Genomic DNA, 26,681 nt, shown 5'->3' with positions numbered 1-26,681 from the left:
CTCCGCCCGGTCGTGGCCACCATCCGCCCAGTCTGCCCCAGGTCGTCCCCCCGCGCCGGGTGCTGCGGTCGAGCCGTCGTCCCACGTCGGCCCGGTGCCGACCGGCGACCGCGATGTGAGGACCACGCCCGAACCGTGCTATGTTTTTCCCCGCACCGGAACGGCGGAAACGCCGGGAAGGTCCACTCGTCCGGGTGGCGGAATGGCAGACGCGCTAGCTTGAGGTGCTAGTGCCCTTTATCGGGCGTGGGGGTTCAAGTCCCCCTCCGGACACCGCATGGCACACCTCGTGCCACGGAGGCCGGGTCAGGAGAATCTTCCTGACCCGGCCTTCTGCGTATCCCGCCCCCTCGGGTCCGGCAGGCCTCGCCTCAGCCGCCCGTGTCGGTCCAGGACGCGACGTCGACGCCGTGGTCGTCGGACGACCCGAGCGACCACCACGTCGGGGCGCGCGAGTCGTCGGCCGGCGCGCGCTCGCTCGTCGACCCGTCCAGGCGCTCCCCCTCGACGCCGCCGGGGCTGGCGACGGCGCGCCCGGCCCGCGGATCTCCTCGTCGCGAGGCGCCGTTCGCGTGCCCCGAGATGCGGGGTCGGACGTCCCGCTTCACGACGGTCTGTCCTTTCTGATGCTTTTGAGGCGGCATGCAATGCTTGACGTCCATCACTTCACCTACGGTGCCGTGACCCCGCTCATCTCCTACGCGGCCGCGGTCTCCGGGTCCGCCTGCGGCCTGGCCGCGGTGTCCCGGTCCCGTGTCGACGCGCCGTGGCCCGTGCGCTCGGCGTGGCTGTGGCTGGGGGCCGCGGCCATCGGGGGCACGGGCATCTGGGTGATGCACTTCGTGGCGATGCTCGGGTTCACGGTCACCGGCATGCCGATCCACTACGACGTGCCGCTCACGGTCGTCTCGGCGCTGGTCGCCGTGGTGGTCGTGGCAGCTGGCCTGCACCTGGTCATGATGTTCGGCTACCGGCCCCTGCTGCTGGTCGTGGGAGGCGCCGTGGCCGGGCTCGGCGTCGCCGGGATGCACTACATGGGCATGGCGGCGATGCGCATGCACGGCACGATGCACTACAGCGCGATCTCCGTCGCCCTGGCGGTGCTCGTCGCGGTCGCCGCCGCGACGGCGGCGCTCTGGCTCTGCGTGCCAGCGCGGGGCGGGCTGTCCATGACCGTGTCGGCTCTCGTCATGGGGGTCGCGGTCGCGGGGATGCACTACACCGGCATGTGGGGCGTCTCGGTGACCGGTCAGCCGGGCGCACCGGACGGCGGCGTCCCGATGCTGGACCTCCTCGGTGCCCTCCTCGTCGGGGGCGGCGGCTCCGTCCTGCTGCTGGTGTTCGTCGTCGTCGGCTCCCGGACCGAGAGCGAGAGGCGGCGGCACGAGGCATTCCGGGACCGCATGGCGCAGGAGACCGTCTCGGTCGGCAAGTAGCGGCAGGCCAGAGTGCCGTCGCACCGGCACGCCCGTGCCCGGTATCCCGTTCAGGTTCATCTCAGCAGCGAGAAGCCCCGCCGTGTGGAGCGGCGGGGCTTCTCGATCCGCTGTCTCATTCGGATCCCGCCGGCGCTCTCACGCCGGAAGCATGCGGCCAGTCTAGAGCGTCCCGGCGACCGCCTCCCACCCCGGCACGACCTCCTCCTCCCCGAGGAGGAGGTCGCTCCCCCGGCGATCTCGGCCGACGGCGGGAGCCGACGGCCCCGCGCCCGTCCGTAGCGTCGACGACGGCGGTGCCCGAGGACCGGGCGCCGGTGACGACGGGAGGACGCATGATCCAGGTGGAGGGGCTCACCAAGCGCTACGGGCCGACGACGGCGGTGGACGCGCTGACGTTCACGGCGCGTCCGGGCACCGTGACGGGCTTCCTCGGCCCGAACGGGGCGGGGAAGTCGACGACGATGCGTGTGGTGGTCGGGCTCGAGCGGCCCACGTCGGGCACGGCGACCGTCGACGGCCGCCGGTACGCCGACCTCCCGGCGCCGCTCCACGCCGTCGGGTGCATGCTCGACGCGCGGTCCGTGCACCCGGGGCGCACGGCGTTCCGGCACCTGCGGGCCCTCGCGCGGACCCACGGGATCGGCCGCGCCCGCGTGGACGAGGTCATCGGGATGACCGGGCTCGAGAGCGTCGCCGGACGGCGCGCCGGGACCTTCTCGCTCGGGATGGGGCAGCGCCTCGGCATCGCGGGGGCGCTGCTCGGCGACCCCGGGACGCTCATCCTCGACGAGCCCGTCAACGGCCTGGACCCCGACGGCGTCCTGTGGGTGCGCCGGCTCGTCCGCGGCCTCGCGGCCGAGGGACGGACCGTGCTCCTCTCCTCGCACCTCATGCACGAGCTCGCGCTCTGCGCCGACCGGGTCGTCGTCATCGGCCGGGGCCGCCTCCTTGCCGACGCACCGGTGCAGGAGCTCGCCGCGGACGCGGGCTCGCTCGAGGACGCGTACCTGCGGCTCACGGCAGGCGCCGTCGAGTACCAGGGGCGCGCCGCCCGGGAGACCGGCCGCGCTGCGGCGGGAGGCGCCCGATGACCGCCACGACCCCCGCCCCGGTGCGCACTCCCCCGGACCCTGCGCGATCGACGCCCCGAGGCCCGACGTTCGCGCGCGTCGTCGGCTCCGAGTGGACCAAGCTCACGAGCCTGCGCTCGTCCTGGTGGGCGGCCGCGCTCACGGTCGCGGTCTCGGCCACGCTGACCTCCCTCTCTGCCCAGGCATCGTCCGTGGACCCGGGGTTCGACCCGCTGGGCTCCCTCACGTCCGGGCTGCTCCTCGCCCAGGTGCCCCCGCTCGTCCTGGGCGTCCTCGTCGGGACGGGCGAGCACAGCACGGGGACGTTCCGCACGACGTTCGTCGCCGTCCCGAGGCGCTGGCCCGTGCTCGCCGCGCAGACCGTCGTCACCGCCGCGTTCGCGCTGCTCACCGCCGTGCTCGCCGTCGGCGCCGCCGTGCTCGCGCTGCTTCCCTCGGCCCGGGCCCGCGGCATCGCCCTCGATCTCGCGAGCGACGGCACACCCCGGGTGCTCGGCGGCATGGTGCTCCTGCTCGTCGCGATGGCCCTGCTCGGCCTCGCGCTCGGCGCGCTGCTCCGGCGGCCCGTGCCCGCCCTGACGGTCGCCGTCCTCGTCGTCCTCGTCCTGCCCGTCGCGCTCGTGCTCGCGGCGGACCTGGCGGGCGACCCGCTCGCCGCGTCCGCGGGCGTCCCGCCCGCCCAGGCCGCCGTCAACACCGCGGTGACGTTCCTCCCCGCCGGCGCGGGGTCCCTGCTGACGGCCGAGGGCGCCGTCGAGGGAGCACCCGACCTCGGCGCGTGGGGCGGTGGACTCGTCCTGGCGGCGTGGGTCGCCGTCCCCCTGGCCCTGGCGGGCGTCCGCCTCCGCGCGCGGGACGTGGTGTGACGTGGCCGCGACGACGCAGACCCCCGCCACCCGGCCCGCCACCCGGCCCGCCGACCGTTCGCCGGTGACCCTCCGCCGAGTCCTCGCGGCCGAGTGGGACAAGCTCACGAGCCTGCGCGCGACGGGCTGGCTCGCCCTCGCGACGGTCGCGGCGTCGGCCGCGAGCGCCTGGGTGCTCGGCCTGTTCGCCCGGCCCGACGACGGCGCGTCCGGCGCGCCCGTGGCCGTCGCCGGGTACGTGCTCGCCCAGCTCGGGTTCCTCGTGCTGGGCGCGACGACGGGCGCGGGCGAGTTCCGCACGGGCACGGCGCGCGTCACCTTCGTCGCGGTGCCCCGGCGGGTCCCGGTGCTCGTGGCCCAGGTGCTCGTCACGACGGCGGTCGCGGCCCTCACGGCCGCGGTCGCGCTCGGCGCGGCGCTCGGGGCGACCGCCGGGCAGCGCGCGGCGACCGGGCTGGTGCTGGACGTCGCGGACCCGGAGACGGTGCGCCTCCTCGGGGGGTTCGTGCTCTACCAGACCGGGGTCGCGCTCGTCGGGCTGGGGCTCGGGGCACTGCTGCGCCGGCCCGACGCCGCGCTCGTCGCCGGGGTGGTCCTGGTCGTCGTGCTCGACCACCTCCTCGCCACGAACCCCGGCCGGGTCGCCGACACGGCACGTGCCCTCCTCCCGGGCGCCGGGGCGCGGCTCCTCCAGGGCGACGAGCGGCTCGCCGCCCTCGACGCGACGACGCTGGGCCCGCACGTCGGTCCGTGGGCGGCCGGCCTCGTGCTCGCCGCGTGGGCCGTCGTGCTCCTCGTCGCGGCCGGGTACCGCCTCCGGCGCCATGACGTCACCTGACGTGGACCGGCACGGATGGGAGAGTGGGCCCATGCCCCTGCCGTCCCCCGCCACGCCCGCGCGCGGGACGACCGACGGTGGCGCGCTCACCGAGACCGACGTCCAGCGGCGCGGGCCGCTCGGCCGGCTGGTCGAGGAGCACCCCCGCGCCGCGGACGCCGCGCTCGTCACGGGCATCGTGGTGCTCGGGCTCGTCACCGCGGTCCTCGGGCTCGCGACGGTCGAGGGGTCCACCGGCATCGGCTACTTCCGGCCCGACGAGCCCGTCGCCCAGGTGGTCGTCACGGCCTGGCTCGTCGGGGCCGTCCTCGGGGCGGTGCTCCTCCTCGCCCGCCGCGCGCGACCGCTCGTCGTCGCGGCCGCGCTCACGGTGCTGGCCGTCGCCTCGCTCGCGTCCGCGGGCGTGCTGGGGGTGCTCGGGGTGTGCCTCGCGTGCGCGGTGCACGCCGTGGCGGCCTCGCGCCCCCCGCGCACGGCGTGGCTGACGTGCGCGGCGGTGCTCGCCGTCGTCACGGTGGCGACGTGGTGGTGGCAGGACATCGGCCTCGCCGAGATCCTGCTCTGGAGCGACCCGGTCGTGTCGCCGGACGGCGACCCCGTGCGGGACCTCGCCGAGCCGCCCTTCTCCCCCGGCCGCCGGTCCGCGTCCGTCTCGCTGCTCCTCGCGCTCCTGCTCCTCGGCATGGCCACGGGCTCCGGCGCGCGTGCCCGCCGGCTCCACGCGGAGGACCTCACGGAGCGCTACCGGGCCATGGCCCGGGACCGCGACCAGAGCGCCGCGCTGGCCCGTGCGGCCGAGCGCGCCCGCATCGCCCGCGAGATGCACGACGTCGTCGCCCACAGCGTCTCGGTGATGGTCGCGCTGTCCGACGGCGCGGGCGCCGCGCTCGACCGTGCACCCGACCGCTCGCGCGAGGCCCTGCGGGAGCTCTCCCGGACGGGACGCGAGGCGTTGACCGACATGCAGCGCGTGCTCGGCGCGCTCGACCCCGGCGACGAGGAGCCCGTGGCGCCGGACGGTCGGCCCGGGCCGACCGGGACGGACCTCGCGGCCGTCGTCGCGCGCTTCCGCGCCGCGGGCGTGCCCGTGACGGCGACCGGCCTCGAGGTCCCGCTCCCGGACGACACGTCGCTCCGGCTCGCGGTCGTGCGGGTCGTGCAGGAGGCGCTGACGAACGTCCTGCGGCACGCGCCCGGCACGCCGACGGCCGAGGTCGCGGTCCGTCGTGCCGCGGACGTCGTCGAGGTCGAGGTCCGTGACGCCGGCGGCACCCGGCCGGGCGCAGGCGGCGGTACCGGTCGCGGCATCGTCGGCATGCGCGAGCGCGCGGTGCTGCTCGGCGGCAGCGTCGAGGCCGGCCCGCGCCCGGAGGGCGGGTGGGTCGTGCGCGTCGTCCTCCCGTGGCCCGGGCCGCGGGACGTGCCGTGGGACGGGCCGCAGGACCGGCCGAACGACCGGCCGTACGACGAGGACGACGGAGGGCTCCCGTGACGACCGTGCTGCTCGTGGACGACCAGGCGCTCCTGCGGATGGGCTTCCGGCTCGTGATCGAGTCGGAGCCCGACCTCGAGGTGGTCGGCGAGGCGTCCGACGGCCGGGTGGCGCTCGACCAGGTCGCGGCGCTCGCCCCGGACGTCGTCGTCATGGACGTCCGGATGCCCGGCATGGACGGCATCGAGGCGACGCGGCGCGTCGTCGCGGGGCACCCCGGGACGCGCGTGCTCGTGCTGACGACGTTCGACGTCGACGAGTACGCGTTCGCCGCGCTGCGCGCGGGCGCGAGCGGGTTCCTGCTGAAGAACGCCCGCCCGCACGACCTCGTCGAGGCGATCCGCACCGTCGCGGCGGGGAGCTCGGTCGTCGCGCCCCGGGTGCTGCGCCGCATGCTCGACCTCTTCGCCCCGCACCTGCCGACCGGCGACCCGTCGGCAGGCGACCGGTCGGCGGGCGACGACGGCCTCGACCCGCGCCTCCGGTCCCTCACGCCCCGTGAGCTCGACGTGCTCCGGTGCGTGGCCGACGGCCTGTCCAACGCCGAGATCGCCGAGCGCCTCGTGCTGTCGTCGACGACGGTCAAGACGCACATGGGCAACCTCCTCGCCAAGCTCGGCGTCCGGGACCGCGTCCAGGCCGTGATCGTCGCGTACGAGAGCGGGCTGGTCGGCTCCGGCCGCTGAGAGCTCGCCGCTCACCCCCGGCGGGTGAGGTCCGCGGCGCGCGGGGCTGCGACGGTGGTGACGAGCGCCGGAGAGGAGCCCACGATGACGGCTGCGCAGATCCCCCGACAGCAGGTCCCTGCCGCCACGGGCCCGTGGCACACCGCGACGACGCAGGCCGTGTGCGCGGCACTGGACGTCGACCCGGCGGTCGGGCTGACGACGGCGCAGGTCGCCGAGCGGCGCGCCCGGTACGGGCCCAACGCGCTCGCGGAGGAGCGCAAGGAGAGGCCGTGGCAGGCGTTCGGGCGCCAGTACCGCGATCTCATGCAGCTCGTCCTCGTCGGGGCGGCGGTCGTGAGCATCATCGCGCTCGGCGACGTCACGACGGGCGTCGTCGTCCTCGGCCTCACCGTGCTCAACGCCCTCATGGGCCTGCACCAGGAGGGCAAGGCCGCCCAGAGTGTCGCGGCGCTGCAGCAGATGCTGGTCATGACGGCCACGGTGCGCCGCGACGGACGCCAGGAGCAGGTGCCCGCGGAGGAGCTGGTGCCGGGCGACGTCGTCGGCTTCGAGGCCGGGAGCAAGATCCCCGCGGACGGGCGGCTGCTCGTCGCCGCGTCGCTGGAGATCGAGGAGGCGGGGCTGACCGGCGAGAGCACCCCGGTCGCCAAGGGCGTCGAGACGGTCGTCGCGGACGACGCGCCGCTCGGCGACCGCACCGACATGGCGTACATGAACTCGCAGGTGACGCGCGGGCGCGGCGAGATGGTCGTCACGGCGACGGGCATGACGACCGAGGTGGGCCGCATCTCCGGGATGCTCTCCGGCGTCGAGCAGGACAGGACGCCGCTCACGCGCCAGCTCGACCGCATCACCGTGATCATCACGGTCATGGCGGCGATCGCCCTCGTCGTCGTCGTGGTCCTGGGCCTGGTGCGCGGCGAGGACTTCGACAGCCTGTTCGTGGTCGGGATCAGCCTGGCCATCGCCGCGATCCCGACGGGTCTCCCGGCCGTGGTGACGATGCTGCTGTCGCTCGGCACGCGCCGGCTCGCCGAGGAGGGCGCGATCGTCAAGCGCCTCAAGTCGGTCGAGACGCTCGGGTCGACCTCCGCGATCTGCTCGGACAAGACCGGGACCCTCACGCTCAACCAGATGACGGCGCGCCGCCTCGTCCTCGCGGGGCGCCGGTTCTCCGTCGACGGCGAGGGCTACTCCACGACCGGCCGCATCCTCGCGGCCGCCGGCTCGACCGACGTGCCGCTCGAGCCCGTCGCGCTGCCGCTGGCGCTCGCGAGCGACGCCGTCGTGCGCGACGGCGAGTGCATCGGCGACCCCACCGAGGGCGCCGTCGTGGTCCTGGCCGCGAAGGCCGGGCTGGACGTCGAGGAGACGCGCGCCGAGCACCCGCGCGTCGCCGAGGTCCCGTTCGACGCCGCGTACAAGTTCATGGCGACGTTCCACGAGATCGACGGCGCGCTGACGTGCTTCGTCAAGGGTGCCCCGGACGTGCTGCTCGCCCGGTCGAGCCGGTACCTCGCCGCCGACGGCGGGACGGCGCCGCTCGACGACGACGCGCGGGCGCGCGTCACGGCCGAGAACGACGCCCTCGCGGGCGAGGGCATGCGCGTGCTCGCGGTGGCACGACGGGCCGTGGGCCGCGACGAGCTCGCGGGCGAGCTCCTCGACGCGGTGCGCGACCTCGAGCTGGTCGCCCTCGTCGGGATCGTCGACCCGCCGCGCCGGGAGGCGCGCGACGCCATCGCGGAGTGCCGCGACGCGGGCATCCGCGTGCGGATGATCACGGGCGACCACGTCACCACCGCGGCGGCGATCGCCGGGCAGCTCGGCATCGAGGGCCGCGCGCTGACCGGTGCCGAGTTCGCCGCGATGTCCGACGCCCGGCTCGAGGCGGAGGTCGGCGAGATCGGGGTGGTCGCGCGCGTCGCGCCCGAGGACAAGGTGCGCCTCGTCGACGTGCTCAAGCGCACGGGCGACGTGGTCGCCATGACGGGCGACGGCGTCAACGACGCCCCCGCGCTCACCCGTGCCGACATCGGCGTCGCGATGGGCATCACCGGCACCGAGGTGACCAAGGACGCCGCGGAGATGATCCTCACCGACGACAACTTCGCGACGATCGTGGCGGCCGTCGAGGGTGGTCGCGGGCTCTACGACAACCTCATGAAGTACATCCGCTTCCAGATGGTCGTGCTCGTCGGGTTCATCCTCACGTTCGTGGGCGCCGGGATCTTCACGGTCGCGGGCGGCACGCCGCTCACGCCGCTGCAGATCCTCTGGGTGAACTTCGCGATCGACGTGCTGCTGGCGATCGGCCTCGGGTTCGACGCCGCGACGCCCGGCCTCATGCGCCGGCGTCCGCGACCGCCGACCGAGCCGGTCATCGGGCGCGGGCTCGGGGTCCGGCTCGCGGTCGGCGGCGTCCTCATCGCCGTCGGCTCGCTCGTCGCCGTGGCGTGGGGCGAGGCCGACGCCGACCTGGCGGTCGCGACGACGATGGGCCTGACCGCGATGTCGCTCCTGCACGTCGTGGCCGCGCTGGAGTGGCGCGACCCGCGGGCGAGCATCCTCTCGTTCGAGACGCTCGCGAACGGCCGCTTCGTCGTGCTGCTGCTCGCGTCACTGGGGCTGACGTTCCTCGTCACGACCCTCGACGGCCTGCAGCGGATCTTCGGCACGGTCGACCTCGACGGGGGGCAGTGGGGCGTGTGCGGGCTGGTCGCGCTCGGGTTCCTCGTCCTGGCCGAGCTCGGCAAGCTCGTGCTGCGGCAGGTGGACCGGCACCGTGGCGCGCCCGCCGACGCCGGCGCCCCCGCCCAGGTCTCGCCCGCCCAGGTCTGAGGGCGGCGGCTCAGGGCACGACGCCGAGCTCGCGGCCGCGGCGGACCGCGTCGCGGCGCGAGCTCACGCCGAGCTTGCGGTAGACCGACTTGAGGTGCGCCTTGACGGTGTTCACCGAGACGAAGAAGTCCTCGGCGATCTCGACGTTGCTGGCCATCGACGGGAGCACGGCGAGGATCGCCAGCTCGCGCTCGGTGAGGGGCTCGACGAGCGGGGCCGGCTCCGGCCCCCGGTCCGCCGGGTCGAGGTGGGCGCGCAGCCGGTCGGCGAGCGCGTCGCCGCGCGCCGCGACCGCGCGGGCGAGCGCCGGGCGCAGCTCCCGCACGACGGTGAGGAACGGGCGCGCGACCCGCTCGACGGCGGCGAGGTCCAGGGCGTGGGCCAGCGGGACGTCCACGCGACGGGTGCCGGCCCGGGCCAGCGCCGACGCCTCGACGAGCGCCGCCTCGACCCGGACGACCACGTCGACCTCGCCCTCCCCCGCGTCCACGAGCCCCGCGACGGCGCGCAGGGCGGCCCCGGTCCGCCCCGTGGCGAGCAGCTCGCGGGCGCCGCACACCGCGACGACGGCGGCCGTGCCCAGGCCCTCGCGCCGGACGCGCACCGGCAGCGCGGGCTGCGTGCCGTCGTCGAGCAGGCGGACCGCGGCGGTCGCCCGGACCCACAGGTCGGCGAGCACCGGGGGCGTCGCGACGGGCCCGAGCGCGCGGTCGGCCGCGACCAGCGCGTGCCGCGCCGCACCGACGTGACCGCGGTCCGCCGCCACCAGGGCCTGGAGGAGCCGGACCGCCGCCTCGGACGCCGGCTCGCGGCCCCCGGCGTCGGCCGCCAGCGCGTGCGCGAGCTCGCGGTCGAGGGCGTCGTCCGACGCGCGCAGGTACAGCACCCACGCCCGGGCCGCGTGCGCGGGGCGCGCGTGGGCGTACCCGTCCCAGCCCCGGGGCTCGGCCTCCGCGACGACCGCGCGCGCGGCCGCCTCCCCCTCGTCGAGCCGTCCCTCCGCGACCGCGAGGAGCGACGCCACGGCCCGCGCCCCGAGGACGAAGAGCTGGGGCGCCCGCCAGTCGCGACCGGGCGGCGGCACGAGCGGGAACGAGGCCGTCGTCGGCTCAGGGCCCACCGAGCACCAGGCGAGCCCGGCCGCGCGGTGGGCCTGCGCGAGGCTGCGGTAGGTGTCGAGCGCGGGGAACGGGTACGGCGCCGCGTCCGCGGTGGCGAGGGCGGCGCCGGCCGCCGTCGCGACGCCGCGCACGTCGCCCGTCGCGCGCGCGATCGAGGCGTCGAGCAGCTCCAGGAGCACGGCCGCGGCGGGCTGCTCGGCGGGGTCGAGGAGGTCGCGCGCCGTCGCGACGTGCCGGCGGGCGGCGTCGAACCGCTCGTCGACGTACGCCAGAGCGCCGGCGCACAGGTGCAGCCGGGCGTCGACCCCGATCGTCGCGTAGGGCACGCGTCGCAGGACGTCCGCGACGGTCTCGCGGTGCGGTCCCGCGAGCTGGGCGGCCGTGCCCTCGACGAAGACCTCGCCCACGAGGGGCCAGTCCTCCGCGGCGGCCGCGTGCTCGAGGGCCCGCACGGCCTCGCCGTCCCGCGCGAACCAGCGGGCCGCCGCACGGTGGGCGTCGCGGAGCCGGGCCGGGTCCTCGACCCGGAGCTGGCTCAGGAGCATCTCGCGCAGGAGCGGGTGGTAGCGGTACCAGGTGTGGCGCTCGCCCGTCGTCATGACGAAGCCGTCGGTCGCGGCGAGGCCCGGGAGCAGCCGCTCGGCCGGCGCCCCCGGGTCGAGGGCGGACGCGAGGTCGGGGCACACGGCCGAGGTCACGCTCGTGCGGAGGAGGAAGCTCCGGGTCGTCGGCTCCTGGCGGTCGAGGACCTCGGCCAGGAGGAACTCCGCCGCCGAGCGGTCGGCGCGCGCACGGCTCGCGGCGTCGTCGGCCTCGACCCGCAGGCGGACGCCGACCGCCCAGCCGCCCGTCTCGTCGAGGACGCGGCCAGCCGCGGCCGGGGACAGCGGTCGCCGGTGGGACGCCGCGAGCGTCGCGACGGACGCGGCGTCGAACGCGAGGTCTGCGGCCCCGACCTCGGCGACCTCGCCCTGCGCGCGCAGCCGCTGCAGCCGCACCAGCGGGTCGACGCGCGTGAGCACGACGAGGTGGAGGGGCAGCGGGTAGCGCAGGAGGTCGTCGACGGTCGCCGCGACGTCGGGGCGCGCCGCGTGGTGGAAGTCGTCGAGCACGAGGACGACGGGCTCGGGCAGCTGCTCGACCGCGGAGAGGACCCGCCGCAGGAGCGCCGGCGAGAGCCGCGGCGGGACGACGAGCGTCTCGAGCGGGTGCCCCGGGGGGACCGCGCCCGCGGCGCGGAGCGCGGTGAGGACGTCGGCCCAGAACGCCGCGGGCTTGTCGTCGAACGGCTCCAGCGTGAGCCACGCGACCCGCGGCCCGCTGCCGCCGCGCGCCCACCGTGCGACGGCGGTGGTCTTGCCCCAGCCCGGGCCGGCGGACACGAGCGTCAGCCGTCGCGCCACCGCGGCACCGACGAGCGCCTCGACCGCGGGTCGGGGGACCGTCGAGGCGGGGAGCGCCGGGACCGAGGTCCGGGCGCGCAGCGTCTCGAAGGTGTCGGCGGCCCGCGCGACGTCCTCCTGCCCGGCACGTGGCTCGACCGAGGTCATGAGGGCAGGCTATTCCCGGGGCCCGGGAGGCGCAGGGCGAGCGTCGGGTGGAAGACTCTCAGGCCGGTCGGGCCCCGGACCGCGGGGCGAGAGCGCCGTTCACGCCGAGCTCGCCGGGCTCGCCGGACCCGTGACGGCGGGCGGTCGGGCGAGGATCTCGACCACGACGAGCACGAGTCCCGCGACGAGCGCGACACCGACCACGAGCCCCGGCGTGAGCGAGCCGGCGAGCAGGAGGACGAGCGCGGCGAGGCCGACGACGACGACGCGCACGAACGTCTTGTGCCGCCCGAGCCAGTCGCCCACGGGACCCGCCGAGACCCCGCGCCCCTCGCCCCAGCCGCGCACCGTGGCGCCCAGGCGTCCCAGCCCCGCGCGCAGGCTGCGCGCCGACTCGCTCGGGCCGCCGAGGTACGCGGCGAGCGCGACGACGAGGCCGAGCACCCCCACGGTCCGCAGCGTGAGGCGCAGGTACCCCACCGCCTGGTCGAACACCACCTCGGCCGCGTCGAGCCGCAGCACCTGCCCGGAGAGCGCCCCGAGGTACAGGCCGCGCGCGACCGCGAGCCCGACCCCGAGGCCGACCATCGCCCCCGTCAGCGCGAGCCCGGCCACGACCAGCGCACGCGACCGCCGGTTCGCGACGAGGACCCCGGCGGCGAGCAGCCCGAGCACGACCCACGGCAGCCACGTCGTCAGGGTGACGATCTGCGCGTACCGGTTCTGGAGCATGACGAGCTCGGCGGACTGCGCGATGGTGAACGTCGCGTCGACCGACGGGATGCGGGCGGCCACGCTCAGGCCGCGGTCGACGAGCCGCTCCTTGAGCAGGTCGATCAGGCCGGAGAGCTGGATGTTGAGGCTGCCGTCGTCGACCTGGAGGATGTCGCCGTCCTCGCCGCGCATGACCGAGACGAGCTGTTGGTGCGCCACGCGGTTCGCCTGGAGCCAGGCACCCTCGAACGCGTCGCTCTCCACGAGGCGCGTCGCGGTCTCGTGGACGAGCGACTCGACGCCGCTCTGGAGCGGCGCCTCGAGCGCGGCGAGCGCCTGGGTGGCACGGGGCGGGACGTCCCGCTCCTCCAGCCCTCCGACGAGGTCGTCGACGAGCGCCCCGACGTCGATGCGGGACATGACGACCTCGGTCAGCCGGCCCGCGACGGCCGACTGCACGACCGGGTCCGCGGCGAGCGGACCGACCGTCGCGACGTACCGGTCGGTGTCGGTCAGCTCGCGCTGCGCCCACGCCGAGACCGCGCCCAGGGGCGCGAGGAGCGCGCCCAGGGTGATGAGCACGGCGCACGCCACGGCCCGCAGTCGGCGCCGGGGACGTCGCGCGGCAGCGGGCGACTCGGTGCCGGTGCTCTGGCCCGCCCCGTCGCCGCCCGGCGACGGCCGTTCCTCGAGCCGGCGCCGCAGCTCCGCGTTCTCCCGCTCCAGGGCGGCGAGCCGCGCCGCCACCTCGTCGGTCGCGGTCCCCGTCCCGGCCCCCGGCGCGGGCTTGGTCTCGTCGGTCATCGCCGGCCCCTCAGGCGAGCGCCCGCGCCTTGAGCCGGGCGAACTCGTCCGCGTCGATCGTCCCGGCGTCGTACAGCGCCTTCGCGTCCGCGATCTCGCTCGCCGGCGAGCGGCCGGTGCTCGCGGTCGCCCGGACGTAGTCGTCCATCACCTGCCGTCGCGCGCGGTCCTCCTCGGCGTGCCGCTCGGCCATGCCACGCCCTCGGGCGATGACGTAGACCAGCGCCGACACGTACGGGACGACGATCAGCGCGACGACCCACAGCGCCTTCCACCAGCCGCTGAGCGCCTTGTCGCGGAACAGGTCGGCCACGATCTGGAACAGCACGACCAGGTAGGCGATGAAGAAGAACCACCACACCATGAGCCAGAACCAGTCCCAGAAGCCGTCCATCGGGCACTCCTCGTCTCAGGTCGCGAACGTTCGCGATGCTCCCACTGTGGGTCGCGGGGCGCCACCGGTACTCACCCGCCGGGGGTAGTCGCCCGTGCGCCTCCCGGGTGCCACCCGCACCGGGTGATCCGCGCCGCCCGGCGCGCGCGCATCCTGGTGCGACGGGCGAGCCGGGAGAGGCGCATGGACGGCACGACGATGGTCGAGGTGACGGTGCTGGGTCCCGTGGTGCTCCCCGTCGCCGACCTGGCCGAGCTCGGCGTGCGGCGGACCGCCGAGTGCACGCTGCTCGAGGCGACGGTGCGCGACCAGGCCGCGCTCTACGGGCTGCTCCAGCGCCTCGCCGCGCTCGGTCTCGAGCTCCTCGAGCTGCGCACCGCGGCGCCCGGGCAGCGGGCCGACGTGGAGGTCGTCGTCCGCGGCCCCGTGGGCGCGCTGGTCCAGGAGATGCTGCGCGACGTCGGCCAGGCGCTCCCGGGGTCCCTGACCTCCTACCGGCTCCGGGACACCGACCTGGCGGGCCTCCTCGCGGTCGTGACGGGCCTGCGCTCGCCCACGGCCGACGACGAGCCCGCGTCGGCCGCACCCCCGGACGCCCCCGCGACGCCGGCCCGGGGACGGACGCCGGGCACCGGCACCGGCACCGACCCGGACCCCGCGACCTCGGCGATGGACGCGAAGATCGCGCAGCTCCGCGAGCTCGCGGCGCTGCGCGACCAGGGCGTTCTCACGGACGCCGAGCTCGCGGAGCAGAAGGCGCGCATCCTCGGGCGCTGACCCGTCGGACGATGCGGTCGCGGCCGCGCGACCGTGCTCCGGCGTGTATCCCTTGACACTCGGAAAGCGCCTTCCCTACGCTGCGAGGGTCGCGCTCGCGGACGTGCAGCTCGAACCGGACAGGAGAGCAGGACGGGGCGGTCCAGTGGCCGCCACGACCGTGCGCGCGACCCGTGCGGACCCCGCCGCGACGATGCGGCCGCGGGACCCGCCGGCGTGCAGGAACCCGACCCGGCGACGGACGGCCGGCGGGTCGGAGACATGACAGCGCTAACCAGTGCGTCGTGCCAGCACCATCCGACGAAGTGGAGCAGACGATGACGTCTACGCATTCGAGCCGACGAGGGAGGACGGCGCTCGCCGTCACCCTCGCGGCGGTCCTGGGAGGGACCCTCCTCGTGCCACCCGCGGCCGCAGAGGTCGCCGAGGACGAGTTCACCGAGATCCTCAGCTTCGAGGGCTATCAGCGCACCGCCCTGAACGGCCAGGACGGCTGGTCCGCCTCGACCGCGGCCCGGGTCGTCGCGGACCCGCTCAACGGCAACAACCAGGTCCTCGAGATGGTCGGCGGTACCCAGCGCGCCCACCGCGCGGTCCCCGGGATCGCCGACGGCACGACCGGGACCGTGTTCTTCCGCTTCATGCGGTCGGGCAGCGTCGACACGTCGTTCGGCATCACGGACAACGACGCGCCGTCCGACTACGCGCACAGCCGCGCGTACGTGAACAACCAGAACAACGACGTGATGCTCGTGCGCGACGGCGGCGCCTTCAAGCCCGCCGGCGTCTGGTCGCGGGACACGTGGCAGTGCGTGTGGATCGTCGCAGACAACGCGACGGACAAGGTCAGCGTCTACAGCCAGGGCGGGCCGTACGAGGAGATCACCCGGCTGCCCGAGGGCACGGAGCAGCAGTTCGGCTTCCGCCAGGGCGTCACCTCGGCGCTCGACCGGTTCTTCTGGATCAACGGCGCCAGCAGCGCGGGCCGCCTCATGCTCGACGACGTCGCGGTCGACACGGCCGGGCAGAACCTCGCGATCCCGACGGGCAACCCGGCCGACTGCGCCGCGGGCGGCACGACGCCGAACGAGCCGCTGCTCAACCCGCTGCCCGACCCGACGCCCTCGACGCTCGGGATCGAGGTGACGGAGCTGGCCCAGCTCCCGGCGTCGCAGACGACCCCGGCGACGCAGGACCCGCGCCTCGTGCGCCACAACCGCATCACGCACCTCGACGAGATCCCGGACGGCTCGGGCCGCCTCATGGTGCCGGACAACAACGCGGTCCTCTACACCGTCGACAAGGACACGGGCGCGTACGTGCCCTACCTCGACGTGCGCCAGCAGTTCCTCGACAACTTCCACAACAGCGCAGGCCTCGGCACCGGGCTCGGCTCCGCCGAGTTCCACCCCGACTTCGCCGAGAACGGGCTCTTCTACACGGTGCACACCGAGGGCGGCACGGCGCTGACGGAGGACACCCCCGACTACCCGGCGTACGGGAACACCCAGTTCCACAGCGTCGTCACCGAGTGGAAGGCGACCGACCCGTCCGCACCGGTCTTCGCGGGGACGAGCCGCGAGGTCCTGCGCGTGCCGTTCGCGGGCCGCGTGCACACGGTGCAGCAGATCGCGTTCAACCCCACGGTCGCCGAGGGCGACGCCGACTACGGCAACCTCTACGTCCTCGTGGGCGACGGCGGCAACGGCGTCGGCAACGGCAACCCGCAGGACCTCGCGACGCCGCAGGGCAAGATCTTCCGCATCGACCCGCTGGGCGACGACAGCGCCAACGGCCGGTACGGGATCCCGGCGGACAACCCGTTCGTCGGGACGGCCGGCGCGCTGCCGGAGATCTACGCCGTCGGCATGCGCGACCCGCACCGGATCAGCTGGGACCCCGAGGGCGACCACACGATGTACCTGGGGCACATCGGCGAGTGGCAGGTCGAGTCCGTGTACGCCGTCGAGCCGGGCGACAACTTCGGCTGGTCCGTGCGCGAGGGGTCGTTCCTCGCCGACAACCGGCAGATCTACCCGCTGCCCGCGAACGACGCCGAGAACGGCTTCACGTACCCAGTGGCCGCCTACGACCACAACCGCGACCCCGGCCAGACCGGCGACGCGGGCGTCGCGCTCAACGGCGGGTTCGTCTACCGCGGCGACATCCCCGAGCTGCGCGGGCGCTACCTCTTCACCGACCTCGTGCGCGGCTGGGTGCTGGGCACCGAGGCGGACGAGATGGTGCGGAACGACGGCGCCCTCGAGGACCTGGCCGAGATCGAGCACCTGCGCGTGTTCGCCGACGGCGCGGAGACGACGTTCCAGGAGCTCGTCGGCGACCAGCGCGTCGACCTGCGCTTCGGGTCCGACGCCGACGGCGAGCTGTACCTGATCTCGAAGGCCGACGGGAAGATCTGGCAGGTCACCGGGGCGCGGCGTGTCGGGGCGTCCTCGCCCGTCGTGCTCCCCGAGCTCGCCGGGAACGTCGCGGCGCACTACGACTTCGACCACCCCGTCGCGGGCTCGACGACGTGGGAGGCGGACCAGGGCTGGTCCGGGACGAACATCCAGCTCGTCAACGGCGGGGTGGAGATGCGCGTGGCCGACCGGGCCTACCCGGGCGCGGGCGAGGCGCTGCAGACGCAGCAGATGAGCCCGCTCGCGTCGTCGAACGACGACTGGAAGGCCGGCGTCTACGACCCCGCCGGCGTGGACTCGCTCGGGGCCTTCGCGGACGCCGACGAGATCTCGGTCATGGGCTGGTTCAAGCCGACCGGCGAGCACCCCGCCCTCAACTCGGGCACGACGAACCCCGACGACCGCTACAACGCGATCGGCCTCGCCGGTGTGCTGACCGGGGACTCCGACGGCCACGCGGTGCGCGCGCTGCTCGAGGTCATCACCGTCGGCGACGAGCTCAAGCTCGTGGCCCTGGGGCGTCGGGTCGACGGCGGCGGCTCGTGGACGTTCGCGGCCGACCTCCCGTGGGACCAGATCCTCGAGCGCGACCGCTGGGTCCACCTCGCGGCGACGTTCGACTTCGCGGGCGGCGAGATGAAGCTCTACATGAACGGCGAGGAGCTCGAGGGCCGGTACACGGCCTCGAACCCCTGGGGCGCCGGCGCCACCTCCCCGACCGACCCGCGCGGGATCAAGATCGGCGGCAGCTTCCCGCAGGACACGCGCGAGGCCAACCCGTTCCACGGCCGCATGGACGACCTCATGTTCCTCGACACCGTCCCGACGCCGGAGCAGGTCGCGGCGCAGTACGCCCGGTTCGGCGCGCAGCCGGTCGAGCCCCCGGCGCCGCCGTCGTGCGCCCCGGCGGGCGAGCCGATCACGGACGTCATGGCCGGTGAGAACTGGGCGCCGCGCACGCCGTCCAAGTGGCAGTTCCCGGGCGACCGGATCGTGCTCGCGCAGGCCGGCACCGACCCGGCGGACGGCATCCGCCGCCCGTTCGAGTACGCCGTCCTCACCGAAGGTCCCGAGCTCGGCTCGTTCGCGCTCGACGCCGAGGTGAAGCTCGACGCCCCGGCGTCGGTGAACAACCGGGACGTGATCGTGGTGTTCGGCTGGCAGTCGGACACGCAGTACTACTACGCCCACCTGTCGCAGGACAACACGATCTACGCCCACAACGGCATCTTCAAGGTCGACGGCAAGGACCGGGAGCGGATCGACGACCAGTGGGACGGCGCGGTGGGCGCTCCCCCGGCGGTCACCGACGAGGAGTGGCACGACGTGCGCGTCGTGCGCTGCGCGGACAGCGGCGACGTCGCCGTGTACCTCGACGGCCTCGACACCCCGCTGCTCACGGCGAACGACACGACGTTCACCGAGGGACGGGCCGGCTTCGGGTCGTTCGACAACACCGGCAGCCTGCGCGGCCTCGTGGTCACGCCGGCCGTGGAGCAGGCCGACGTCGAGCTCGACGTGGCGGTCTCGCCGCGCTGCCTCGCCGGCAAGGCGTACCTCGCCGTCGCGGCGACGAACGCGTCCGGCGTGGCGGCCGACGTGACCCTGACGACCGTCTTCGGGTCGCGCACGGTCGCGGACGTCCAGCCCGGCCGGGCCGCGTACCAGTCGTTCGCGTCGCGGGCGACCGCTCTCGACGCGGGCTCGGTCACGGTCTCCGCCACGGCCACGGTCGACGGCGAGGAGGTGTCGAGCGAGGTGGTCGTCGAGCACGCGGCGCACACCTGCGGGTGACGCCCGCCTCCTGGCCCGGGGGTCCTGACCCCCGGGCCTGACCGCACGAACCGCCCCGGACCCGTCCAGGCTGCGTCCGACCAGCCGCGGGACCGGGGCGGTCCGTGCGTGCGCGGGCCGCGCCCGCCGGCGGTCACCCGGCCGCGAGCGCCGCCCCGCCGCGCCGGAGCGCGAGGACGAGCGAGCCGGCGACGAAGTAGTCCTCGTCGACCTCGCGCCGCGCCTCCCGGACCGCCCTGCGCAGGTCCTCCGCGCGGGCGGCGAGGGTGCGCAGCGCCTCCTGGTCGGCGGGCTCGGCGGAGACGGAGCGCAGCGCGGCGGCGTAGGCGTCGAGCGCACGGGCCGCGAGCGGTCGCAGCCGGCCCCCGAGTGCCAGGTCGTCGCGCCCCTCGCGCTCCCACTCGACGAGGAGCCGGACGAGCGACCCCACGACGTCCGCCGACACCTCCAGCTCCTGCGAGCGCCGCACCTGCGAAGCCGCCCAGTCGCGGTGCCGGCGCAGGCGGAGGTTCGCCCGCGCGGCCTCGCGGGTGCGCGAGACGGCGTCGCGCGCACGGACGAGCGTCGGGTCCACCTCGCGGCGGCGTTCCTCCCACTCCTCCGCGGACGGCGGCCGGTCGCCGTCGAGGCCGTCCGCGAGCGCCTCGACCTGGTCCGCGAGCGTGTCGCGCAGCCCGTCGAGCGCCTCTTCCGTGGGGGTGAGCGGCAACGGGGGGACGAGGAGGTTGATCCCCACGCCGATCGCGGCGCCGACGACGACGAGACCGGCGTAGGCACCCACGAACTCGACCTTGGCCGCGTTGCCGATGATGAGGACGAACAGCGCCGACGTCACCGCCCACGTGCCCATCTCGCCGAAGCGGCGCCACCCCGCGCACAGGAGCGCGAGCCCCACGACGAGCGCGACGGACAGCGCGCTCGGGGAGAGGACGAGGTCGACCCCGCGCGCGATGGCTGCGCCGACGAGGATCGCGAGGATCGCCTGGACGGACTCGCGGACCGAGCGGGCGAGCGTGCTCGTCGTCGCGACGACGGCGCCCAGCGGCGCGTAGTACGGGTAGTCGGAGAACGGCTCGGGCGCGAGCACGCCGACGAACCAGGCGAGCGCGGCCGCGACGGCCCCCTTGACCGCGAGCGACCAGCGGGGGTGCCGCACCCAGCGCCGCGCCGCGGCGGCGACCGCACGGCGCGCCCAGGTCGGCCCCTCCCCGTCCGGCCCGTGCGGAGCCACCCGGTCGCCCGTCGTCACGAGCACGAGGATCGCCCGTCGTGCCCGCACCCGCACGTCGCCTCGCCCGCGGTGGCCCGGGGTGTGAGCGGGACCTGCCGGTGCTTCACTGGCGGCGTCGGTGCAGAGTCCCGCCGACGCCGTCGGGCACGGTGGCGTCTCGGGCGTGCTGACGCCGCCGCGGTCGGCACGACGACCACGGAAGGACGACGACCCATGCGAGCACTGACCTGGCAGGGACGCGAGAAGGTGGGCGTCGAGGACGTGCCGGACCCGCGCATCGAGGAGCCGACGGACGCCGTCGTGCGCGTGACGTCGACCGCGATCTGCGGCTCCGACCTGCACCTGTACGGGGTGCTCGGGATGCTCCTCGACGCGGGCGACGTCCTGGGGCACGAGGCGATGGGCGTCGTCGAGGAGGTCGGCCCGGAGGCCGGGAGCCTGCAGGTCGGCGACCGCGTCGTGGTCCCGTTCAACATCGCGTGCGGTCGCTGCTGGATGTGCGAGCGCGGCCTGCAGACCCAGTGCGAGACGACGCAGGTGCGCTCCCAGGACAAGGGCGCCGCCCTCTTCGGGTACACCCGGCTCTACGGCCAGGTGCCGGGCGGCCAGGCGCAGTACCTGCGCGTGCCGCAGGCGCAGTACGGGCCGGTGGTCGTGCCCGACGACGGGACGCCCGACGAGCGCTACCTCTACCTCTCCGACGTGGTCCCCACCGCGTGGCAGGCCGTCGAGTACGCCGACGTCCCGCCGGGCGGCACGGTCGTGGTCCTCGGCCTCGGCCCGATCGGCCAGATGTCCGCGCGCATCGCCCTGCACCGCGGCGCCGCACGCGTGGTGGGCGTCGACCTCGTCCCCGAGCGGCGCGCGATGGCCGAGCGGCACGGCGTCGAGACGCTCGACCCGACGGCGGTCGGCGTGGCCGCCGTCGCGGTCGTCGACCCGCAGACGCTCGCCGGGTCCACGGGCCCGCTGCTCGAGGTCGTCGAGGCCGAGGGGTCCGTGCCCGCCTGGGTGTTCTCGCTCGTGGCCCTGATCGCCGTGGCCAACGGCGCGCTGCTGACCATGATCATGTCGAGCCGCCTCGCCTACGGCATGGCGGAGCAGGGCCTCCTCCCGCCCGTCCTCGGCCGCGTGCTCCCGCGGCGCCGCACCCCGTGGGTCGCGATCGTCGTGACGACGGTGGTCGCCATGGGGCTCGTCTTCACGGGCGACGTGGCCGGGCTCGCCGAGACGGTCGTGCTGCTCCTGCTGCTCGTCTTCGCCTCGACCAACGTCGCGGTCCTCGTGCTGCGGCGCGACCCGGTCGACGCGCCGCACTTCCGCGTCACGACGGTCGTGCCGGTGCTCAGTGTCGCGTCCTGCGTGCTGCTGCTCACCCAGCAGGACGCGGTGACGTGGCTGCGCGCGGGTATCCTGCTCGCCGTCGGCGCGGTCCTCTACGGCGTCATGCGCTGGACGGGCCGGACGCGCGCCGCACGACCCGCGCGCGAGGAGTGACCGCGCCATGGTTGCGGCGATCGGTCCCGGCCGCGGCTGTGCTCGCCGGACCTCCGGCCCTGGTCGGTGCGCCGCGCTCTGAGAGGATCGGCGCATGAGACGACGTGCCCTTCCGACCTTCGCGACCGCCGCCGCCGGAACCGCCCTCGCCCTCGCGCTCGCCGGCTGCACCGCCGGCGCGCCCGAGCCCAGCGCGCTGGACGCTCTGCTCGACCGGCACGACCTCGCGGGCCTTACGGGCCAGGAGGTCGTGGACCACCTGGAGGGGCTCGAGACGGCGGAGCGCCCCACGGACCTCGTCGCCTCGGTCCGCGCGTCGGAGCTCGTGCTCGCCGACGCGTCGTACGAGACGACCGTCCCGCTGCCGGACGACACTTTCTACCTGTCCGTCGCGCCCTTCGTGGACGGGACGCACGAGTGCTTCTACCACTCGCTCACGACGTGCCAGGGCGAGCTCGCGGGCGAGCCGGTGTCCGTCACGGTCGTCGACGCCGCGACCGGCGACGTCCTCGTCGAAGAGGACACGACGCTCGGCGCCAACGGGTTCGTCGGCTACTGGCTCCCCCGCGACGTCGACGCGGAGCTGCGCGTCGAGCACGAGGGCCGGGTCGGCACCACGGTCGTCTCCACGGGCGACGACGACCCGACCTGCCTCACGACGCTGCAGCTCGCGTGACCGGGTAGGCCCGGTCGTGGCGTCGACGCCGCGGCCGTGCCCGAGACGCACGACGGCGCCCGTCGCACGAGGGTGCGACGGGCGCCGTCGGGTGCGCGGAGAGAGGCGTCAGGCCGTGGCGGCGTAGGCGAGCACGATCTCCTCGGTGACGGTCTCGCCGTCGCGCTCGACGGTGGCCGTCACGGTCACCTCCCCGGCCGGGGCCTCGACGAGCCGGGTCGCGAACGCCTGGTAGGCGTTCTTCCCGGGCGCCACGTCGGCGTACTCCTTGCTGCCGTACGGGGTCGCGAGGGTGATGTCGACGGCGGTGTCGTCCTCGTTGAGCACGCGCACGGCGACGTACTGCTTGCCACCCATGGTCCGCAGCTCGGCCTCGGCCGCGAGGTCGATCGCCGGGCCGTCGTCGACGAGCCCGGTCTGCCACACGACGAGGTCGTCGATCTTCGACGCCAGCAGTTCCCGGTCTCCCGCGGCCGCGGACAGGTGGTCGACGAGCGACCGCGCGCCGCCGAGCACCTGGACCGCGGTCGCGGGGTCGCCCGCCTCGGCCGCGGAGCGCGCGCTGCCGAGCAGCGAGCTGATCGCGCCCGCGATCACGCTGTCGCCCACCGCGGAGGTGTCCAGGCCGGCCACGACGCCGTCGACCTCGGGGAACGTCACGCAGTTGCCGCCGCCCTCGACGACGCCCGCGGTCCACTCGACCCCCTTGAGCACGTGCTCGCGGAAGACCGGGTCCGTCCACGACTCGTCGGTGTGCCCGGCGCCCTCGTACCAGGACCGGCCGCCCTCGAAGTTCTGGCACCACGAGAGCGGGTGGTCCTCGCCCATCGCGCCGTTGCCGGGCGAGTAGGTCGACTCGTCGAGCGTGACGAGCACGTGCACCTCCGCGCGAGGGTTGACCGAGTAGTTGTACCACTCGTCGAACCGCTCCCAGACGGCCGGCAGGTGCGCGGTCGAGGGGTGCGTCGGGCTCTCGACGCGCATCGTCGCCGTCTGCTGCTGCGGGTGGGAGACGAAGCGCGCGCCGCCGCCCGTCAGCTCGCTGTACCAGGGCACGGTGTGCATCGTGTCGGTCGCGGCGTGCAGCCCGACGAACCCGCCGCCGTCGTGGATGTAGCCCTGGAGCGCCGCGAGCTCGGTGTCGTCGAGCAGGCGCGGCGTCGCCGGGTCGAGCGAGTTGGTGTTGTCGACGGGCGAGACGAAGACCAGGGTCGCGTACTGCGACAGGTCCTCGGCGCTCGTGAACGGCGTCGAGTCCATCGTGAGGTCGGGCTGGCCCGGCGAGCCGTTCCCCCACCAGCCGGCGGAGTCGTTCGGCGGGTCCCACACGTCGACCGTGAAACCGTTGTCCTCACCGAGCTCGATCAGCGCGCGCGTCGTGTCGTCGATGTGCGAGTGCCGGAACCCGAGCGTCTTGCCGACGACGAGGATCTTGTAGTCCTCCTCGTCGGCGGCCGCCGGCCCCGCGGCAACGAGCGTCGCCCCTCCGGCGAGGGGCAGCGCGACCGCCGCCGCCACCGCCCGTCTGGCCGTCGTACCGCTGAACAAATCCATGCGTGCTTCTCCCTCGTCGTCGAGAGCGCGGGCCGGGCGCCGGTTCCCGGCGGACCGCCGGTCGGGCTCCAGGGACTTCTCCAGGCCCGGCGGCGCGCGCACTCCTGCGTGCGTGGACGTCGGCTGCTGCCGATGTCGCGAGTTTTGACGGCGACCGATCAAAAGTCAAGGATTCAACGACCGTGGCGTGCCGATCTCACCCGGTCCCGCCGCGGGGCGCGCAGCACCACCGCCAGGCACAGCGCGCGCACAGGGTCACCACAGGCACGACCACGCGCGCCGCGGGACGCTGGGGCCATGACCGCATCCCCCGCCCCCGTCGGCCGTCCCGACCAGCCGCGCCTCACGCGCCCGGACGGCTCGCCCGTCCGCGTGCTCGTGGTCGACGACGAGCCCAACCTCGCCGAGCTGCTCACCTCGGCGCTGCGCTACGAGGGCTGGGACGTGTCCACCGCGCTCGACGGGGGCTCCGCGATCCGCACCGCGCGCGAGACCGGGCCCGACGTCGTCGTGCTCGACGTCATGCTCCCCGACATGGACGGCCTCACCGTGCTGCGCCGGCTGCGCGAGCGCGACACCGACGTCCCCGTCCTCTTCCTCACCGCGCGCGACGCCGTCGAGGACCGCGTCGCCGGGCTCACCGCGGGCGGCGACGACTACGTGACCAAGCCGTTCAGCCTCGAGGAGGTCGTCGCGCGCCTGCGCGGGCTGCTGCGCCGGGGCGGCGCCACCGCGCAGCGCGAGGACTCCGTGCTCGTCGTCGGCGACCTCGAGCTCGACGAGGACGCGCACGAGGTGCGCCGCGCGGGCGCGGAGGTCCGACTCACGGCCACCGAGTTCGAGCTGCTGCGCTACCTCATGCGCAACCCGCGCCGCGTGCTGTCCAAGGCGCAGATCCTCGACCGCGTCTGGAACTACGACTTCGGCGGCCAGGCGAACATCGTCGAGCTCTACATCTCCTACCTGCGCCGCAAGATCGACAGGGGCCGCGAGCCCATGATCCACACGCTGCGCGGGGTCGGGTACGTGCTCAAGCCCGCGAACGGCGCGGACGACGCCCGTGGCTGAGGCGCGCGCCGTTCCCGACCCCGCGCGTCACGGGTCCGCCGACGGTGTCCCCGCGCGACGGCCGACGGCGCTGCGCCGCCGGCTCGTCCTCGTGCTCGCCGGGGTCGTGCTCCTCGTCACCGTCGGCCTTGCCGCCGCGTCCGCGCTCGCGCTGCGCGACCAGCTCGTCGAACAGCTCGACCACGAGCTCGAGCAGGCGAGCTCGCGGCTCGCGCAGGGCTTCGGGGAGCGTCCCGGCGACGGCCCCGGGCAGCCGCCGGACGACACCGGTGGCACCCCCAGCCCCAGCCCCAGCGACCTGCCCGACGACCCGTCCCGATTCCCCGCGGGCACCGGCCCCGGCAGCGCCGTGCTCCGCTACGTCGATGGCGAGGTCGTGCTCGCCGAGTACGTGACGCCCACGCTCGAGCGCGTCGTGCTCGACGAGGCGCAGATCGCCGCGCTCGAGGACGTGCCCGCCGACGGCGCCCCGCACGACGCCGACCTGCCCGACCTCGGGTCGTTCCGTGCCGTGCACCGCACCACGGACGACGGCCAGACCGTCGTCGTCGCGTCGAGCACCACCACCGTCGACGCGACGGTCGAGAAGTACGTGCTCATCGAGGTCGCGCTCGGCGCCGCGGGCCTGCTCGCCGCCGTGCTCCTCGGGACGTGGCTCGTGCGGCGCTCGCTCCGGCCGCTCGACGACGTCGCCGCCGCGGCGGGGCGCGTCTCCGAGCTGGAGCTCGCGCAGGGCGAGATCGACGCGATCCCGCGCGTCCCGGTCGACCTCACCGACGAGCGCACCGAGGTCGGGCAGGTGGGTGCCGCGCTGAACCGCATGCTCGAGAACGTCGAGACCTCGCTCCAGGCGCGCCACGACTCCGAGACCCAGGTGCGGCGGTTCGTCGCCGACGCGAGCCACGAGCTCCGCACCCCGCTCGCCTCCATCCGGGGGTACGCCGAGCTCGTGCGCCGCTCCCCCGACGAGGTCCCGCCCGCCACCGCGCGCTCGCTCGACCGCATCGAGTCCGAGGCCGTGCGCATGACGGGTCTCGTCGAGGACCTCCTGCTCCTCGCGCGGCTCGACGCCGGCCGCCCGCTCGACCGCGCGCCCGTCGACCTCGCCGGCCTCGCCGTGGACGCGGTCATGGACGCCCACGCCGCCGGTCCCGACCACGACTGGGCCCTCGACCTTCCCGGCGAGGACCTCGACGTCGACCTCCCGACCGACCCGCCCGACGGGGTCGACGGGGTCGACGACGCGACGGACGACCTGGATCGCACCCGCGCGGCGCATGACTCCGGCGAGCAGGACCCGGACGAGGACGTCGACCTCGAGATCACGGGCGACGAGGCGAGCCTGCGCCAGGTGCTCGCGAACCTCCTCGCGAACGCCCGCACGCACACCCCGCCTGGCACCCACGTCGAGGTGCGGCTCGCGAGCGACGGCGACGACGTCGTGCTCACCGTCGCCGACGACGGCCCCGGCATCCCGGCGGCCCTGCGCCCGACGCTCTTCCGCCGCTTCACGCGCGGCGACGACGCGCGCAACCGCACCGGCGGCTCCACCGGCCTCGGCCTCGCCATCGCCCAGGCGATCGTCACCGCCCACCACGGCACGATCACCGTGTCGTCCGCCACCCCCGACGAGCCCGGCCCCACCGGCACCACCTTCACCGTCCGCCTCCCCCGCGACCGCCCCTAACGACCCGAGACCCCGGTCGGCGGCCGCCCCGTCGCCGCCGAGCAGGTGGTCCTGGCTCGTCCGGACAGCCGGACCAGCCAGGACCACCTGGTCGGCTCGCCGGGACCACCTGGTCGCGGCGCGCGGTGGGGCTTCCTG

18 protein-coding genes, 1 tRNA gene and 1 pseudogene are annotated in these 26,681 nt (G+C 75.3%); 14 read left to right on the top strand and 6 right to left on the bottom strand.

Annotation, left to right across the window (positions count from 1 at the left end; genetic code table 11):
• Window positions 1-188 precede the first annotated feature (188 nt).
• Window positions 189-273, top strand: a tRNA-Leu gene (locus ACFC2L_RS14250).
• Between the two features lie 98 nt (window positions 274-371).
• Here the strand turns inward: ACFC2L_RS14250 and ACFC2L_RS14245 are convergent.
• Window positions 372-608, bottom strand: a complete 237-nt coding sequence (locus ACFC2L_RS14245) for a hypothetical protein (RefSeq protein WP_375824937.1) — start codon at window positions 606-608, stop codon at window positions 372-374.
• Between the two features lie 39 nt (window positions 609-647).
• Between ACFC2L_RS14245 and ACFC2L_RS14240 the strand changes: the two genes are divergently transcribed.
• The 7 genes and pseudogenes from ACFC2L_RS14240 to ACFC2L_RS14210 all read left to right on the top strand — a co-directional run bounded on the left by ACFC2L_RS14240 (window position 648) and on the right by ACFC2L_RS14210 (window position 9,256).
• On the top strand, window positions 648-1,436 hold the full coding sequence (locus ACFC2L_RS14240) for an MHYT domain-containing protein (RefSeq protein WP_375824936.1): 789 nt from the start codon (window positions 648-650) through the stop codon (window positions 1,434-1,436).
• 335 nt (window positions 1,437-1,771) lie between these two features.
• Window positions 1,772-2,515, top strand: a pseudogene (locus tag ACFC2L_RS14235) (ABC transporter ATP-binding protein); the annotation flags it as partial.
• An 11-nt stretch (window positions 2,516-2,526) separates the two neighbouring features.
• Complete coding sequence (locus ACFC2L_RS14230; protein WP_375824935.1) at window positions 2,527-3,396, top strand: hypothetical protein; 870 nt, start codon at window positions 2,527-2,529, stop codon at window positions 3,394-3,396.
• Window positions 3,397-3,460: 64 nt separating this feature from the next.
• Complete coding sequence (locus ACFC2L_RS14225; RefSeq protein WP_375824934.1) at window positions 3,461-4,234, top strand: hypothetical protein; 774 nt, start codon at window positions 3,461-3,463, stop codon at window positions 4,232-4,234.
• A gap of 31 nt (window positions 4,235-4,265) precedes the next feature.
• Complete coding sequence (locus tag ACFC2L_RS14220) at window positions 4,266-5,726, top strand: sensor histidine kinase (protein ID WP_375824933.1); 1,461 nt, start codon at window positions 4,266-4,268, stop codon at window positions 5,724-5,726.
• Window positions 5,723-6,412, top strand: a complete 690-nt coding sequence (locus ACFC2L_RS14215; RefSeq protein ID WP_375824932.1) for a response regulator — start codon at window positions 5,723-5,725, stop codon at window positions 6,410-6,412. The genes ACFC2L_RS14220 and ACFC2L_RS14215 overlap by 4 nt, the downstream gene beginning before the upstream one ends.
• Window positions 6,413-6,496: 84 nt before the next feature.
• Window positions 6,497-9,256 carry a cation-translocating P-type ATPase gene (locus ACFC2L_RS14210; protein WP_375824931.1) on the top strand — a complete coding sequence of 920 codons (2,760 nt, stop codon included), beginning with the start codon at window positions 6,497-6,499 and terminating at the stop codon, window positions 9,254-9,256.
• A gap of 10 nt (window positions 9,257-9,266) precedes the next feature.
• On the opposite strand, the gene ACFC2L_RS14205 is transcribed toward ACFC2L_RS14210, so the two are convergent.
• From ACFC2L_RS14205 to ACFC2L_RS14195, 3 genes are all read right to left on the bottom strand, one after another.
• The gene (locus tag ACFC2L_RS14205; protein ID WP_375824930.1) at window positions 9,267-11,927 is read right to left on the bottom strand and encodes a LuxR C-terminal-related transcriptional regulator; all 2,661 of its coding nucleotides are present in this window, start codon (window positions 11,925-11,927) and stop codon (window positions 9,267-9,269) included.
• A gap of 99 nt (window positions 11,928-12,026) precedes the next feature.
• Entirely contained in the window at window positions 12,027-13,445 is a 1,419-nt protein-coding gene (locus ACFC2L_RS14200; RefSeq protein WP_375824929.1) for a hypothetical protein, read from the bottom strand.
• Window positions 13,446-13,455: 10 nt separating this feature from the next.
• Complete coding sequence (locus ACFC2L_RS14195) at window positions 13,456-13,839, bottom strand: SHOCT domain-containing protein (RefSeq protein WP_375824928.1); 384 nt, start codon at window positions 13,837-13,839, stop codon at window positions 13,456-13,458.
• 183 nt (window positions 13,840-14,022) lie between these two features.
• Here ACFC2L_RS14195 and ACFC2L_RS14190 point away from each other — a divergent pair, with 183 nt between their 5' ends.
• Both ACFC2L_RS14190 and ACFC2L_RS14185 read left to right on the top strand, forming a co-directional pair.
• Window positions 14,023-14,616 carry an SHOCT domain-containing protein gene (locus ACFC2L_RS14190; RefSeq protein ID WP_375824927.1) on the top strand — a complete coding sequence of 198 codons (594 nt, stop codon included), beginning with the start codon at window positions 14,023-14,025 and terminating at the stop codon, window positions 14,614-14,616.
• Between the two features lie 317 nt (window positions 14,617-14,933).
• Complete coding sequence (locus tag ACFC2L_RS14185; protein WP_375824926.1) at window positions 14,934-18,830, top strand: PQQ-dependent sugar dehydrogenase; 3,897 nt, start codon at window positions 14,934-14,936, stop codon at window positions 18,828-18,830.
• 133 nt (window positions 18,831-18,963) lie between these two features.
• On the opposite strand, the gene ACFC2L_RS14180 is transcribed toward ACFC2L_RS14185, so the two are convergent.
• The gene (locus tag ACFC2L_RS14180) at window positions 18,964-20,109 is read right to left on the bottom strand and encodes an aromatic acid exporter family protein (RefSeq protein WP_375824925.1); all 1,146 of its coding nucleotides are present in this window, start codon (window positions 20,107-20,109) and stop codon (window positions 18,964-18,966) included.
• Between the two features lie 165 nt (window positions 20,110-20,274).
• Between ACFC2L_RS14180 and ACFC2L_RS14175 the strand changes: the two genes are divergently transcribed.
• A complete protein-coding gene (locus ACFC2L_RS14175; RefSeq protein WP_375824924.1) occupies window positions 20,275-21,558 on the top strand; it encodes an amino acid permease in 1,284 nt (427 codons plus the stop codon).
• Between the two features lie 94 nt (window positions 21,559-21,652).
• Window positions 21,653-22,234, top strand: coding sequence for a CueP family metal-binding protein (locus tag ACFC2L_RS14170; protein ID WP_375824923.1), 582 nt, complete (start codon window positions 21,653-21,655; stop codon window positions 22,232-22,234).
• 108 nt (window positions 22,235-22,342) lie between these two features.
• On the opposite strand, the gene ACFC2L_RS14165 is transcribed toward ACFC2L_RS14170, so the two are convergent.
• A complete protein-coding gene (locus ACFC2L_RS14165) occupies window positions 22,343-23,788 on the bottom strand; it encodes a ThuA domain-containing protein (protein WP_375824922.1) in 1,446 nt (481 codons plus the stop codon).
• Between the two features lie 297 nt (window positions 23,789-24,085).
• Between ACFC2L_RS14165 and ACFC2L_RS14160 the strand changes: the two genes are divergently transcribed.
• The gene (locus ACFC2L_RS14160; RefSeq protein ID WP_375824921.1) at window positions 24,086-24,856 is read left to right on the top strand and encodes a response regulator transcription factor; all 771 of its coding nucleotides are present in this window, start codon (window positions 24,086-24,088) and stop codon (window positions 24,854-24,856) included.
• Complete coding sequence (locus ACFC2L_RS14155) at window positions 24,849-26,543, top strand: sensor histidine kinase (RefSeq protein ID WP_375824920.1); 1,695 nt, start codon at window positions 24,849-24,851, stop codon at window positions 26,541-26,543. Before ACFC2L_RS14160 ends, ACFC2L_RS14155 begins: the two co-directional genes overlap by 8 nt.
• Window positions 26,544-26,681: the final 138 nt, after the last annotated feature.

The sequence above is a fragment of the Cellulosimicrobium sp. NPDC055967 genome, from assembly GCF_042269845.1.
Lineage (GTDB): Bacteria > Actinomycetota > Actinomycetes > Actinomycetales > Cellulomonadaceae > Cellulosimicrobium.
The sequence above is the reverse complement of the archived record's forward strand: the minus strand, read 5'-3'. Positions and strand labels throughout refer to the sequence as shown.

Coding starts and splice junctions, on each gene's coding strand:
- ACFC2L_RS14240 (WP_375824936.1), top strand. CDS start 648: ATGCTTGACGTCCATCACTTCACCTACGGTGCCGTGACCCCGCTCATC.
- ACFC2L_RS14230 (WP_375824935.1), top strand. CDS start 2,527: ATGACCGCCACGACCCCCGCCCCGGTGCGCACTCCCCCGGACCCTGCG.
- ACFC2L_RS14220 (WP_375824933.1), top strand. CDS start 4,266: ATGCCCCTGCCGTCCCCCGCCACGCCCGCGCGCGGGACGACCGACGGT.
- ACFC2L_RS14210 (WP_375824931.1), top strand. CDS start 6,497: ATGACGGCTGCGCAGATCCCCCGACAGCAGGTCCCTGCCGCCACGGGC.
- ACFC2L_RS14205 (WP_375824930.1), bottom strand. CDS start 11,927: ATGACCTCGGTCGAGCCACGTGCCGGGCAGGAGGACGTCGCGCGGGCC.
- ACFC2L_RS14200 (WP_375824929.1), bottom strand. CDS start 13,445: ATGACCGACGAGACCAAGCCCGCGCCGGGGGCCGGGACGGGGACCGCG.
- ACFC2L_RS14195 (WP_375824928.1), bottom strand. CDS start 13,839: ATGGACGGCTTCTGGGACTGGTTCTGGCTCATGGTGTGGTGGTTCTTC.
- ACFC2L_RS14190 (WP_375824927.1), top strand. CDS start 14,023: ATGGACGGCACGACGATGGTCGAGGTGACGGTGCTGGGTCCCGTGGTG.
- ACFC2L_RS14185 (WP_375824926.1), top strand. CDS start 14,934: ATGACGTCTACGCATTCGAGCCGACGAGGGAGGACGGCGCTCGCCGTC.
- ACFC2L_RS14175 (WP_375824924.1), top strand. CDS start 20,275: ATGCGAGCACTGACCTGGCAGGGACGCGAGAAGGTGGGCGTCGAGGAC.
- ACFC2L_RS14170 (WP_375824923.1), top strand. CDS start 21,653: ATGAGACGACGTGCCCTTCCGACCTTCGCGACCGCCGCCGCCGGAACC.
- ACFC2L_RS14165 (WP_375824922.1), bottom strand. CDS start 23,788: ATGGATTTGTTCAGCGGTACGACGGCCAGACGGGCGGTGGCGGCGGCG.
- ACFC2L_RS14160 (WP_375824921.1), top strand. CDS start 24,086: ATGACCGCATCCCCCGCCCCCGTCGGCCGTCCCGACCAGCCGCGCCTC.